This window comes from Cedecea sp. P7760 (assembly GCF_013386425.1).
In the GTDB taxonomy this organism is placed as follows: domain Bacteria; phylum Pseudomonadota; class Gammaproteobacteria; order Enterobacterales; family Enterobacteriaceae; genus Cedecea; species Cedecea selenatireducens.
Genome location: NZ_JACARU010000050.1, coordinates 1 through 11,375 on the forward strand (window position 1 = coordinate 1; position 11,375 = coordinate 11,375).

13 protein-coding genes are annotated in these 11,375 nt (G+C 52.8%); 11 read left to right on the top strand and 2 right to left on the bottom strand.

All coding sequences use genetic code 11. The annotated features are described in order from the left end of the window. Nucleotides 1-119: 119 nt before the first annotated feature. Both HX778_RS16610 and HX778_RS16615 read right to left on the bottom strand, forming a co-directional pair. Nucleotides 120-539, bottom strand: coding sequence for a hypothetical protein (locus HX778_RS16610; protein ID WP_038482859.1), 420 nt, complete (start codon nt 537-539; stop codon nt 120-122). Between the two features lie 19 nt (nt 540-558). Next, the gene (locus tag HX778_RS16615) at nt 559-1,512 is read right to left on the bottom strand and encodes a transcriptional regulator (protein ID WP_038474837.1); all 954 of its coding nucleotides are present in this window, start codon (nt 1,510-1,512) and stop codon (nt 559-561) included. A 690-nt stretch (nt 1,513-2,202) separates the two neighbouring features. On the opposite strand from HX778_RS16615, the gene HX778_RS16620 reads away from it, so the two are divergent. The 11 genes from HX778_RS16620 to HX778_RS16670 all read left to right on the top strand — a co-directional run bounded on the left by HX778_RS16620 (nt 2,203) and on the right by HX778_RS16670 (nt 11,276). Beyond that, nucleotides 2,203-3,063, top strand: coding sequence for a flagellin (locus HX778_RS16620; protein ID WP_038474833.1), 861 nt, complete (start codon nt 2,203-2,205; stop codon nt 3,061-3,063). A gap of 165 nt (nt 3,064-3,228) precedes the next feature. Then, complete coding sequence (locus HX778_RS16625) at nt 3,229-4,083, top strand: flagellin (protein WP_038474831.1); 855 nt, start codon at nt 3,229-3,231, stop codon at nt 4,081-4,083. A 210-nt stretch (nt 4,084-4,293) separates the two neighbouring features. After that, nucleotides 4,294-5,613, top strand: coding sequence for a flagellar filament capping protein FliD (fliD, locus tag HX778_RS16630; RefSeq protein ID WP_176982580.1), 1,320 nt, complete (start codon nt 4,294-4,296; stop codon nt 5,611-5,613). 13 nt (nt 5,614-5,626) lie between these two features. Next, nucleotides 5,627-6,022 (top strand): flagellar export chaperone FliS, encoded by a 396-nt coding sequence (gene fliS / locus HX778_RS16635; RefSeq protein WP_038474827.1) that lies wholly within the window; start codon nt 5,627-5,629, stop codon nt 6,020-6,022. Further along, complete coding sequence (locus HX778_RS16640; protein WP_038474825.1) at nt 6,015-6,320, top strand: hypothetical protein; 306 nt, start codon at nt 6,015-6,017, stop codon at nt 6,318-6,320. Before fliS ends, HX778_RS16640 begins: the two co-directional genes overlap by 8 nt. Beyond that, nucleotides 6,317-7,396 (top strand): flagellar hook-length control protein FliK, encoded by a 1,080-nt coding sequence (locus tag HX778_RS16645; protein WP_176982581.1) that lies wholly within the window; start codon nt 6,317-6,319, stop codon nt 7,394-7,396. Before HX778_RS16640 ends, HX778_RS16645 begins: the two co-directional genes overlap by 4 nt. Before the next feature lie 12 nt (nt 7,397-7,408). Continuing rightward, on the top strand, nt 7,409-7,876 hold the full coding sequence (locus HX778_RS16650) for a flagellar basal body-associated FliL family protein (RefSeq protein WP_176982582.1): 468 nt from the start codon (nt 7,409-7,411) through the stop codon (nt 7,874-7,876). Nucleotides 7,877-7,900: 24 nt separating this feature from the next. Then, on the top strand, nt 7,901-8,587 hold the full coding sequence (locus tag HX778_RS16655; protein WP_038482853.1) for a FliA/WhiG family RNA polymerase sigma factor: 687 nt from the start codon (nt 7,901-7,903) through the stop codon (nt 8,585-8,587). A gap of 24 nt (nt 8,588-8,611) precedes the next feature. Further along, complete coding sequence (motA, locus tag HX778_RS16660; protein WP_038474821.1) at nt 8,612-9,475, top strand: flagellar motor stator protein MotA; 864 nt, start codon at nt 8,612-8,614, stop codon at nt 9,473-9,475. Next, entirely contained in the window at nt 9,475-10,422 is a 948-nt protein-coding gene (gene lafU / locus HX778_RS16665; RefSeq protein ID WP_038474819.1) for a putative lateral flagellar export/assembly protein LafU, read from the top strand. The genes motA and lafU overlap by 1 nt, the downstream gene beginning before the upstream one ends. A 17-nt stretch (nt 10,423-10,439) precedes the next feature. Then, nucleotides 10,440-11,276: a C40 family peptidase gene (locus HX778_RS16670; RefSeq protein WP_255483419.1), complete on the top strand. Its 837-nt coding sequence runs from the start codon at nt 10,440-10,442 to the stop codon at nt 11,274-11,276. Nucleotides 11,277-11,375 lie beyond the last annotated feature (99 nt).

The following is an 11,375-nucleotide window of genomic DNA, read 5'->3' on the forward strand; positions in this document are numbered from 1 at the left end:
GAGTCGTTCACCGGTTCGGTAGTGACATATGAAACAGGACTGGAAGTGAACGGAACCTTAGCCAATCATACAGAGGGCGTATTTGTGACTAAGAGATAGCCGAATTGAAAGGGAAATTATCACTGCAATGGATAAAGGAAGATAATCCCGCTCTGGCCCACCACCAGCGGCTGCCCATTGAGTTTTAGCGGCTGCATCCAGACATCCATATTCATCATTAAGTCTACCAGGCCGTCGATCATTAACCCTTTGCTGGCGGTGCTGTAGTAAATCGGTGACCATGAGAACCATTGCCGACCCTGGCGCATGTCGGTTTGGGTAAACTTCCCTTTGAGTATAAAACGCGGATCGTCCGGGCTGGTGATGGTCGTTAAAATCGTGTTATTGACCATCTCCATGTGCGAGTCATAAACCTCTTTTCGCCGCGACATCAGGTCATAAAAGCCCATTTGGACATCGACGGTTATCTGGTGTCCGGGCGGCGTGTTGCTCTGAGACCAGCTGTAAAAACCGAGCGTGCTCAATATCAGGCACGTCATTAAGGCACTCAGGATCCATTTAGCCAACGCTACAGCCCTCCATTTCACCCAGTTTTCTTCGCGTTTCACGCAGGATTAAGTTGTTGAGCTGGCTGATATCGATGCGCCAGTGGTAGATTGCCATTGCCAACTGTTTATTTTCGCAGCTGCTTTTCAACGAAAAGGTGTAATTGAGCGTCTGATCGATGCTCTGGTAATACACATCCATCACGATAGACTGACTCTTAAGCAGCAAATTCATCTGGTAAAGCGTGCCTTTTAGCTTGTTATAAAGCTGATCTTTACTGTTGACTGCATGGCTTAAGGGGGCAATTTCGTAGAGACGAATATTGCTGTAGACGTTGCTTTCCTGCTCTTCATACTGCAGACGATGATCGCTGAACTCAAAATAGCGCCACGTCGAAAAGGCAGCGATAAGTACGACGACGACCATCAGCGAGGTCATCCAGGGAAAACCCTGCCACCAGCGAGCGCGAGTTTTTACCGGCACGCCGTTTGGGCTTTCAACAACAACGAAAGCGGGTTCCGGCCCCGCGAGTTTTTCTTCCGCAACGTCGGCTTCCAGAACGACCGGGTCTTCATAGAATACGGCTTCGCTTAGCAGCGCATCGGCTGAAGTATCAAGAACTTCTTCTTCATCTTTTTCAATAACATTGCAATAATCGGCTTCCAGCAAATAACCTTTTCGAGGTATGGTTTTGATTATCTTTTGCTGTTTTCCGTCATCTTCAAGCGCCGTGCGTAAAGCATGAATGGCGTTCGGCAAACTATTATTGCCAATAACTCTTCGTTCCCAAACAAGCGTAGTCAGCTCTTCTCTTGTGAGAATTTCTCCGGCATGTTGAATGAGCGTATCCAGCAGTTTTAATTGATATTCGCCGAGGCGTTTTCGTTCCCCACTGGTTAAATGAAGAATCGAGCCGGAGCTAATATCAATCAGCCAGTTATTCACAGCGCAGTAGCGTTTATTCATTTTTTTTTGGCTGCAGCCATTCCTATAATAATTAACGGATATCGTGAGGCTTATGCGTGAGCGCCACGAATACATTCGTCATCATTAAGTCCATTTAGTATTCATCACTGAACAGCCGCTCGCTGCGGAGGGAACGGAAGAACGGCCTGTTCTTATGCCCTGTGACGGATTCAACGGTCCAAAAGCGGAAGAAAAAGTGTGGTTTTTAAGACCGGAACCAGGAAGAAAAACTTCCTGGTCCCTTTTTTACGCTATAAAAGTGTGATTCGCAATGTGTTTTAAGACAATTCTCGGCCTGAATTATTAAATAACATGAGGGGAAGTTAATAAATATGAGTGCAGGAGGTGAATGTTATATGGATGATTTTAGATGTGAAAACGATGTTTTCACTCGAGCGTGTTATTAACGTTATTGGCCTTTTTTTTAAAGAGATAGAAGGTGATTTTTTATTAGTTTCTTCATTTAAGATTTATCTTAATTTTGTCGCTATGGTTTTTAATATTTGCCCTTTTAATATTTTGTTATTGCCAATGAGAATGACTATTAATGCACTAACATTGCCTGTTGTATAAAGAGGATGTGGGCAGGTAAAAAATAAAAATAGATTTAATTTTAATAGTGCAGGTGTCGTTTTATCTCCATACAACAGTCAGGAGACTGAAAATCAGGTTCATCAAGGAGAATAAAAAATGGCATTATCTATTTTCACCAGCGGCTCTTCCATGTCGTCCATCAACGCGCTGAATAAATCCAACAGCATGCTGTCCACCGCCATGGAGCGTCTGGGCACCGGCAAACGCATCAACTCTGCCGCTGACGATGCCGCAGGCATGCAGATCGCTTCCCGCCTGCAGGGCCAGAGCAACGGTATGGCCGTGGCTCAGCGTAACATCTCTGACGCAACCGCCATGCTGCAGACCGCTGAAGGCGCGTTCGATGAAGTCAGCAACATCATGTACCGCATGAAGGACCTGGCCACGCAGTCTGCGAACGACACTAATAGTGCAGACGATCGTAATGCGATCAAAGCCGAGCTGGGCGAACTGAACAAAGAGCTGGAAAATATCATGACCAACACCTCTTTCGGTGGCGATAAGCTCTTTGGTGCAACCGGTAAGCTGAGCGCCGACATGAACTTCCAGATTGGTGCCAGCACCGGGGAAGGCATGACCGTCAATCTGGGTACGCAGCTGACCGGCGTTACCGGGGCCAGCGGTATGGGCGGTATTACTGCTGCTATTACCAACCTGAGCGGCGGTACCACCGCGACTAGCGCAAAAGCATTGATGACTTCTCTGGAAGAGGGTCTGAAAAAGGTGGGTGAAATGCGTTCCGGGCTGGGGGCGAACATCAACCGTCTGGGCCACACCGCCGCGAACCTTGCGAACATGAAAGATAACACCGAGCTGGCGCTGGGTAACATTCAGGATGCTGACTTCGCGACCGAAGCCTCTTCCATGACCCGCAACCAGATGCTGGCGCAGACCAGCATGTCGATGCTGAAGCAGTCCAACAGCATGTCCGGCATGGTGATGTCTCTGCTGGGCTAAGACCTCACGGAATGAAACGAAAAACACCGCCTTCGGGCGGTGTTTTTGTTTGTAGGCTAAAAAAATGCATTTTTTTCACTTCATCATTTAATTTCTCTTCGCGGCGTGACGCTTTGATTCAGTAACGAAGCTTATGTAACAGTTACCGAATCAAGGAGATTCATTATGTCATTATCTATTTTCACCAGCGGTTCCTCCATGTCCTCCATCAACGCGCTGAATAAATCCAACAGCATGCTGTCCACCGCGATGGAACGCCTGGGTACCGGCAAACGCATCAACTCTGCTGCCGATGATGCCGCAGGTATGCAGATCGCTTCCCGCCTGCAGGGCCAGAGCAACGGTATGGCCGTGGCTCAGCGTAACATCTCTGACGCAACCGCCATGCTGCAGACCGCTGAAGGCGCGTTCGATGAAGTCAGCAACATCATGTACCGCATGAAAGACCTGGCCACGCAGTCTGCGAACGACACCAACAGCGCAGACGATCGTAAAGCGATCAACGCCGAGCTGGATGAACTGAACAAAGAGCTGGGCAATATCATGACCAACACCTCTTTCGGTGGCGATAAGATGTTTGGTGCAGGCGGCAAGCTGAGCGCCGACATGAACTTCCAGATTGGTGCCAGCACCGGGGAAGGCATGACGGTGAATCTGGGTACGCAGTTGACCGGTGTATCTGGTGGTATGGGCGGTATTACTACGGCTATCACCACGCTGAGCGGTACCGGGAACGCGGCCAACGCCAAGGCACTGATGACCTCTCTGGAAACGGGTCTGAAAGCTGTGGGCGAAATGCGTTCCGGGCTGGGGGCGAACATCAACCGTCTGGGCCACACCGCCGCGAACCTGGCCAACATGAAAGATAACACCGAGCTGGCGCTGGGCAACATTCAGGATGCCGACTTCGCAAGCGAAGCGTCTTCCATGACCCGCAACCAGATGCTGGCGCAGACCAGCATGTCGATGCTGAAGCAGTCCAACAGCATGTCCGGCATGGTGATGTCTCTGCTGGGCTAAGGCTTGCGAGATGGCAAAAAAACACCGCTTTAGGGCGGTGTTTTTGTATCTGAAGACCGCGCAACGGTTTCCTCCTGTGCGGAAATACACTTTCCCCTTATCAATTAATTTATTGATTTTATTGATATAAAAAACTGGCACGGTACTTGCTAACGTAATGGCATATTACGTTCGGCTAGCCCTACGTGCCCGCATTCCCGGAGATAAAAAATGTCTGATTTGACCAGCCTGGATCCTCAAAACCTGGCCACGCAGCTTGCGGGCTATGACATCGCCGCCATGCAGACGGCGCTGAAAAAACAGACCAGCTCTCTGACCGCCCAAAAAGCCGCATTAACGGCGTTACGTACCGCAATGAGTGATTTCCGCACGGCGTTGACCGGGCTGAACAAAACCGACAGCGGTATGCTGCAAAACGTGGCGACGACCAACGTTGAAGGCGTAGCTACCGTAACGGCGGGAAGCAAAGCTCAGAAGGGGACTTACAACCTGTTTGTTGAGCAGCTGGCGTCCGCCCACCAGATTGCGTTCGATGACATGACCGACGAGTCGATCAAGAACGCGACCGGCACGATGACTATCACCATTAACGGCAAGTCGATGGACGTTGAGATGGACGGTCTGGAGTCGATGTCTGACCTGACCAAAAAGATCAATACCAATAACGATAAAGATGCGCCAGGGGTAACCGCCTCCCTGATTCGCACCGACGGTAAAGTCAGCCTGATGCTGAGCAGCGATGAAAGTGGGGCCGACAATATCGTTGAGCTGGATACCAGCAAAATGGACGCCGCCAGCGCGCAAAAGTTTAGCGTGTCGGAAACGATAACCAGCGCGCAAAACGCAAAGTTCAGGCTCGGTGAGAGCGGCAAAGTCTATGAAAGCAGTTCAAATACTCTCGATAAGCTTATCGACGGCGTCACCATTGAGCTGACGAAGGCGCAAAAAACCGGCGATGAGCCGCTGCGCATTAATATCGGCGTGGACAACACCGCAACCAAAGAGCAGATGCAGAGCTTTGTGGATGCGTTTAATACCTTGAAAACCGAACTCGGCAAGCTGACCAACAGCGGCAGCGACGGGAAAGATCGCGGCGCGTTTGCCGGCGATGCCGGGATTGCCTCGCTGGAAAGGGATCTGAATAACCTGCTGCGCCAGACCTTCGGCGACAAAAATATGACCGACTACGGCATTACCGCCGGCCGGGACGGCAATTTATCTATCGACAGTACCAAGCTCGACAAGGCCCTGCAGAACGATCCTCAAGGGCTGAACGATCTGTTCAACGGCAACAACGGGCTGATTAAGAGCATGGATAAGTCGCTGGATAAATACCTCAATACCTCTAACGGGCTGCTGAAAGGACGACAGGAAACTCTGGATCGCCAGCAGTCAGAAATTGACACCAAAACCGACAAGATTCAGACGCGCTATGAAACCTCTTATAACCGCTATCTGAAACAGTTCACCCAGCTGCAGTCCATTATGACGCAGATGAGTAACACCATGAGTATGTTTGGCCTGGCCTAAGGGAGAGTCAGTTATGTATGGAAATGAGCAGGAGGCCCTCGGCCAGTATCAGCAGTCCGATCTGGCCATTCAGGCCGCAGCGGCAAGTCCACATCAGCTGGTGCTGATGCTGTTTAACGGCCTGATGGACGAGCTGGTTCGCGCCAGGAGCCACATTGCCGCTTGCCGCTACGAGCGCAAAGTGCAGAGCATCAATAAATGTATCGATATTCTCAACGCGCTCACCAGCGCGCTGGATTATGAAAAAGGCGGCGATTTGGCGTTAAGCCTCGCCAATCTTTACGACTATTGCGTGTATCGCCTGTATGACGCGAGCCACAAGCTTTCCGTTGAGTACATTGACGAGGTGGAAAAGATCCTCGGCAACCTGCAGGACGGGTGGCAAAAAATGGGCCAGCAGCATGGATGATATTCAGGTCATCCACTTTCTGACGCGTGCGCTGGAGGTGGCGGCAGAAAACGAAAACTGGTCGCAGGTGCAGGAAGTGGACAAGCAAATTGCCTCGTTTCTGGCCTCTTTAGCGCGTAACCCGCTGAGCGATGAGAAGCGGGTTGCGCTGGAGGCGCTGCGCCGTATGCATCGCAAAGTGAATGACAAGTGCCGCCTGAAAAGCGAAGAGCTTGAGCGAAAAATGGCGCTACAGCGTCGCAATCAGGAAGGCATTGCGGCCTACGCGGCCTTTATGGATGAGGGGGACATTAGATGATGAATATCAACTCTGCCTCCATCTTGCTGCACGATGCGCCGGTAACAACCGCCTCAGGGGTTATGCCAGGCGTAGAAGGCGTTGCTACTCCGCAGGGTATCACCGTTGCTACTCCGCAGGGCATCACTACAGCTGCTTCCGGTTTGCAGGCTGCGGTATCCGCACCACCGCTCTTTACGCAGGCATTACTCAACGTGCTGCAAGCCGTGCCGGCAGGTGAGGTTGGGCTGGAAACCGCCGATGCGGATAACGCCGTGATGGAAGAAGAAACTGCTGACACCACGGTAAGCGTGGACGCGCCCGTAGCGCTTCTCCAGCAAATTCTTGATGGGCTGCTTACGGTGAATGCAGCTTCTGCCGCGCCGGCTAATCCTGTCGCTAACGCGGTGGCGGATGCCGTTAATCCAGCACGGCCGGGCGGTGCGCAGCCTTCTCTCGCGGGCCTGCACGGCGTGAGAGCACCGGTCCAACAACCTGCTTCAACGCTGGCCGAGGCCGGTACGTTACCGCTTATGCAGCCGGTGACGTTAAAAAGCACGGAGTCTGTCGCCATTCAGCCAATGTTAAACATGGGCGAAAACGTGGCTATCTCCACGGCACGTCCGTCGGTTCAGCCTGGCGCTATGGGGAAAGAAACGCCGTCCATGTCGCCAACCGTCAAGCTGGATCCTGAACCTTCGCGCTGGGCTCAACAGCTGCAGTCTGCCCTGGGCGAGCGTTTACAGGTACAGGTTAAGGACCAGATTCAGCACGCGACTATCCGTCTCGACCCGCCGGAAATGGGCAAGATAGACATTGCCGTGCAGATCGAAAATGGCCGCGTGCAGGTCACGATTAATGCCAGCCAGGGGGAGGTTTACCGCGCGCTTCAGCAGGTCAGTAACGACTTACGTCAGAGCCTGACCGAGCAGAATTTTGTGCAGGTGAACGTCCAGGTTTCCTCTCAAAATGGACAGCGCGATGGCCAGCATCAATCGGCGCCACAGAAGCAGCCACAGGATGTTATGGCTGCCGTAAGCATTGAGGCGGATGCGAGCGCGCGCCGTGAAGATGCCTCCGTTCTACTGACCGTTTAAACACAGAAGATTATGACAATAAAAACTTTTTCTCTGGGGCTGCTCATTGCCCTTATTGCGGCCGCGTTTGCGGCGGTTTTGACCATAGTGGGTACTCACGTGCTGACCAAAGAGGAAGGGGAAAGCGGCATGCTGACCTCGTTGTTCAGCTCTTCGGATGTAAAGCACGTTGAGTTTGTGGAAATCAAAAATGTGGTTATCACCCTGCAAAGCAACGGCAGCAAAGAGCGTTACCTGCTGCTTGAACTGGCGTTAGCGGCGGATGAGCCTCGCGACGTCCAGTTGATCAACGATATGTCCCCCGCGATACGCGGTGCGACGGTAAGCCTGCTGTCCGATATGGACTACGAAACGGTGCGCGGTATGAGCGTTTCTGATCTTAAGAAAAGGCTTATGACGGCCTATACCGAGCGCTTTAAAAGCCTCAACAGCAAGATACCGTTCCGGGATGTGATCATCAGCAAGATGGTCTTTCAGTAAGTCACCACGGCGGTAAGAGAAATGATGGATTTTATTGCTGACGAGGCCCTGACGCCTGCGGAAGAGTCACGTTATGTGAATGCTTACTTACCGCTGGTGCATCGGGTTGTGAAGCAGCTTTCTTATCAGGCAAGCAGCGTGATGGACAGGGAAGATATGGAGCAAATTGCCCTGATGGGTCTGCTCACGTCTTTGCGTCGTTACGGTCATCCTGATGAACAGTTTGGGGCTTATGCCGTGCACCGTATTCGGGGCGCGGTTCTTGATGAGCTGCGTCAGCTTGACTGGCGTCCTCGCCGCCTGCGGCAAAAGACCCACAAGCTGAACGATGCCATCCGCGAGATAGCCCGCGAGCTGGGTCGTCCGCCTGGCTTTGTTGACCTTGCCGGGCGGCTGGAGATTACCGCCGAAGAGTATCAGGAGTATCTGCTGCTGGACTGCGCGAAGTCGATGGACAGCCTTGATGAGATTCTCAGTAGCGAAACGCATTCCGTCTCGCTGAATGGCCGGGATTTAGAAGAAGAAGTGATGGTGAGCCGAACGTTGAAAACCGCGCTGGCAAGCCTTGATGAACGTGAGCAAATGATTTTGACGCTGTACTACCAGCATGAAATGAGCCTGAAAGAGATAGCGCTGGTGCTGGGGCTGACGGAGGCACGTATCTGTCAGCTGAATAAAAAAATAGCGCAAAAAGTTGAGCAGTTTTTTTAGTGGTTTTTTGAGAAGTGGAAACTCATGCAAAAATTATTAGGTTTAGTGATCATTTTCGTCTGTGTCGTTGGCGGTTTTCTTATGTCAGGCGGGCGACTGGCTTCGTTCTGGCAGCCCGGTGAAATTATCATCATTTTGGGCGCAGGGTTTGGCGCTCTGGTGCTGGCTAACCCCAAACCTGTGCTGGCTGAAATGTACCGCCAGTTTCGCGGCGTGATGCGCAAAAACGAGCACACCGACGAATACCAGCGCCAGCTGCTGATGCTGCTGTTTGAGCTGCTTGAGCTGGTTCAGGACGGTGGACTTAAGGTGCTGGATGAGCACATTGAGGTCCCTGAGAGCAGCCCGCTGTTCCAAAAGTACCCGCTTATCCTGCGTGACAAAGCGCTGATCACCTTTATCTCGGATAACTTCCGCCTGATGGCGATGGGCAAAATTAACGAACACGAGCTTGAAGGGATCCTCGAGCAGGAGCTGGTGGCGATGGAAGAGGATCTGTTGCTGCCGTCGCGTTCGCTGCAGCGAATCGCCGAGGCCATGCCTGGATTCGGTATTTGTGCCGCGGTGCTTGGGATAATCATCACCATGCAGTCTATCGACGGCTCCATTGCCGTTATCGGGGTGAAGGTAGCGGCCGCGCTGGTGGGCACCTTCCTTGGGGTCTTCTTCTGTTACTGCCTGATGGATCCGATGGCTAACGCCATGGAGCAGCGTACTAAAAAACAGATGGCCGTGCTGGAGTGTGTGCGTACCGTGCTGGTGAATCACGTTGCCGGTAAACCGACGCTGCTGGCGGTAGATGCCGGGCGCAAAATGCTGCCGATGGACTCTAAGCCGACCTTTGCCACGCTGGACGGCTGGGTGAACCAGATGACGGGTGATGCGTAATGCGAGGTCACGGCAAAGGGCATACCACAATTATCAAACGCGCCTCGCGCAAAGGCCATGACGCGGTTCATGGCGGCGCGTGGAAGGTTGCGTTTGCCGACTTCACCCTCGCAATGATGGCGCTGTTTATGGTGCTGTGGATCATGGGGGCGGTCACCGAAGAAGAGCGTAAGGAGATTGTCTCTTTGCTTAACAGCGACTCGCTGTTTGAGGGCATGTCCGCCACGCCGATTACCCAGCCAGACGGCTCCGGCGGCAGCGTAACCATTCTGGCGGGCAAACCGAAGTCGAGTGATGCCAGCAGCGACATCAAGCAGGATGTTGCTGCCCTGCAGGCGTTAACCCAGCAGGCGAGTAAGGGAGAGAGCCTGAAAGACGTCAACCGCCGTTCGGAGCAGGAGATTGAGGATCTGGCTCGGGTTATCATGAAAATCACCTCCGCCTATGACGCCCAGTCCAACCTACAAATTGAAATTGTTCCGCAGGGGCTGCGTATCCTGGTTCAGGATGACCAAAAGCGGGAAATGTTCCAGCGCAGCAGCGCCATTCTGACGCCCTTTTTTAACCGCCTGCTGACGGAGTTTGCGACGGCGCTGAACTCTATCGACAACAAAATCATTATCACCGGGCATACCGATGCCACGCGTTTCCGCGACCAGGAGCTCTATAACAACTGGAATCTGTCCGGCGAACGCGCGATGCAGGCGCGCAAAGCGCTGACCAGGGGCGGGCTGGATAACGGGAAAGTGCTGCAGGTTAGCGGCATGGCAGACCAGATGTTGCTCGATCCTGAACATCCGCTCAGCTCGGCCAACCGCCGCATCGAGATCATGGTTTTGACCCATTCCGCGAGCGCTTCGCTGTACCAGTTCTTTGGTCAGCACGGCGAAAAAGTTCTTAAGCCGCTGGCCGAGCGCGTGGCGCAACAGCCGTCCCCGGCACGATAAGTTTTCAGGTATTTGATTTGCTGATTTTGATTTCCACCTCAATTGTCTCCACTTTACCGCCTGCGTCCGAACTCTCCCGACGCATGGCGGGATTTTTTTTTCTGCTGCTATTCGTCCTTTTCTCTTCTTCGGTCTGCGCCTCGCCCGGCAAGAAGCCTAAGCCTGTACAGAAGCCAATGCAGGCCGTGCAGCAGCAGAGTAAAGAATCCCGCGAACGGATGAAAAACCGTATGAGGCTGCTGAGCAGCGCTAAAAAGCGCCTTGCGCTTGTGCCGCCTACACCCGAACAGAAAAAACGGCAGGCTGCCGAAAAGCTGGCCGCTCGCGCTTTGAATCGTGAGCAGCTCGCCATGCATACCCGTTGGCGTCCTGGAATGATGGGCGGCTCTGAAGGCCTGTGGCCGCTGGCGACCGAGGCGCTGATGGCCGAGATGACGAGTCCGCGCGTGGAAGCCACTGTTCACAAGGTTATTCAGCGGCTCAAACTACAGTTGGGTAAACCCTATGTCTGGGGCGGGCAGACGCCGGACCAGGGCTTTGACTGCAGCGGGCTGATTTATTACGCCTATAACAAGCTGCTAAGCCAGAAGCTCCCGCGCACCGCCAACGGCATGTTCCAGGATCAAAGATTAAAGCGCATCAACCAACGCCAGCTTCAGCGCGGCGATCTGGTATTTTTCAGTATCAAAAGTCAGGATCGGGCGGATCACGTCGGGGTTTATCTTGGCGACGGGCAGTTTATTGAGGCGCCAAGAACCGGGTTGAATATCCGTATTAGCCAGCTGACGGACAATTACTGGCAGGATCATTTCCTGGGGGCGAAGCGGATTCTGACCGAGGAGGCGATTCTCTGAGGTTTGAGGGGGCGCTGGGATCTGTTTTTTATCATATTTTTCCGCGATTATGTAGGAGCCGCGCATATTCCGTTCACTTCCAGTCCTGGGTCGGCTGAG

Coding starts and splice junctions, on each gene's coding strand:
- HX778_RS16610 (WP_038482859.1), bottom strand. CDS start 539: ATGACGTGCCTGATATTGAGCACGCTCGGTTTTTACAGCTGGTCTCAG.
- HX778_RS16655 (WP_038482853.1), top strand. CDS start 7,901: ATGGATTTTATTGCTGACGAGGCCCTGACGCCTGCGGAAGAGTCACGT.
- HX778_RS16650 (WP_176982582.1), top strand. CDS start 7,409: ATGACAATAAAAACTTTTTCTCTGGGGCTGCTCATTGCCCTTATTGCG.
- HX778_RS16640 (WP_038474825.1), top strand. CDS start 6,015: ATGGATGATATTCAGGTCATCCACTTTCTGACGCGTGCGCTGGAGGTG.
- HX778_RS16625 (WP_038474831.1), top strand. CDS start 3,229: ATGTCATTATCTATTTTCACCAGCGGTTCCTCCATGTCCTCCATCAAC.
- fliD (WP_176982580.1), top strand. CDS start 4,294: ATGTCTGATTTGACCAGCCTGGATCCTCAAAACCTGGCCACGCAGCTT.
- motA (WP_038474821.1), top strand. CDS start 8,612: ATGCAAAAATTATTAGGTTTAGTGATCATTTTCGTCTGTGTCGTTGGC.
- HX778_RS16615 (WP_038474837.1), bottom strand. CDS start 1,512: ATGAATAAACGCTACTGCGCTGTGAATAACTGGCTGATTGATATTAGC.
- fliS (WP_038474827.1), top strand. CDS start 5,627: ATGTATGGAAATGAGCAGGAGGCCCTCGGCCAGTATCAGCAGTCCGAT.
- lafU (WP_038474819.1), top strand. CDS start 9,475: ATGCGAGGTCACGGCAAAGGGCATACCACAATTATCAAACGCGCCTCG.
- HX778_RS16645 (WP_176982581.1), top strand. CDS start 6,317: ATGATGAATATCAACTCTGCCTCCATCTTGCTGCACGATGCGCCGGTA.
- HX778_RS16620 (WP_038474833.1), top strand. CDS start 2,203: ATGGCATTATCTATTTTCACCAGCGGCTCTTCCATGTCGTCCATCAAC.